General features: G+C 68.8%; 1 protein-coding gene. It reads left to right on the forward strand.

Annotated elements, in window-relative coordinates; genetic code table 11:
* On the forward strand, nucleotides 1-491 hold a 491-nt coding region (locus tag BFF77_RS32465; RefSeq protein ID WP_141698628.1), incomplete at both ends, for an MFS transporter.

Below are 491 nucleotides of genomic sequence, written 5' to 3' on the forward strand. Positions count from 1 at the left end.
TCACGGTCCCCGACGCCCCCGGACAGCGACCGGGAGCACGTGAGCCGATCCTGAAGGCCCTGGCGCTTCCCGGGGTCGTGGCGGTGCTGTTCGTGGTCGCCGCCTACGTACTGGCCCACAACATCCTCTACACCTACATCGCCACCTTCCTGGACGCGAACGACATGGGCGAGGCCCGTGACGTGGTGCTGCTCGTCTTCGGTGTGGCCTCCGTGGTGAGCATCCTGATCACCGGCGCCGTGGTCGACCGCAAGCTGCGGCAACTGACCATCATCAGCAGCGCGTTGTTCCTCATCGCCGCGGTCCTGCTGGCCCTACTGGCCGGCAACGTCATCGTGGTGTACGGCGCGATGGTGCTGTGGGGCCTGGGCTGGGGAGGCGTCACCACCCTACTGCAGACCGCGGTCACCGACGCCGGAGGCGACCGGGGGCAGGCGCTGCTGGTCACCACATGGAACTCCTTCATGGCCGGCGGCGGGGCTGTCGGCGGC

Origin of the sequence: Streptomyces lushanensis (assembly GCF_001700515.1) — a bacterium.
GTDB lineage: Bacteria > Actinomycetota > Actinomycetes > Streptomycetales > Streptomycetaceae > Streptomyces > Streptomyces lushanensis.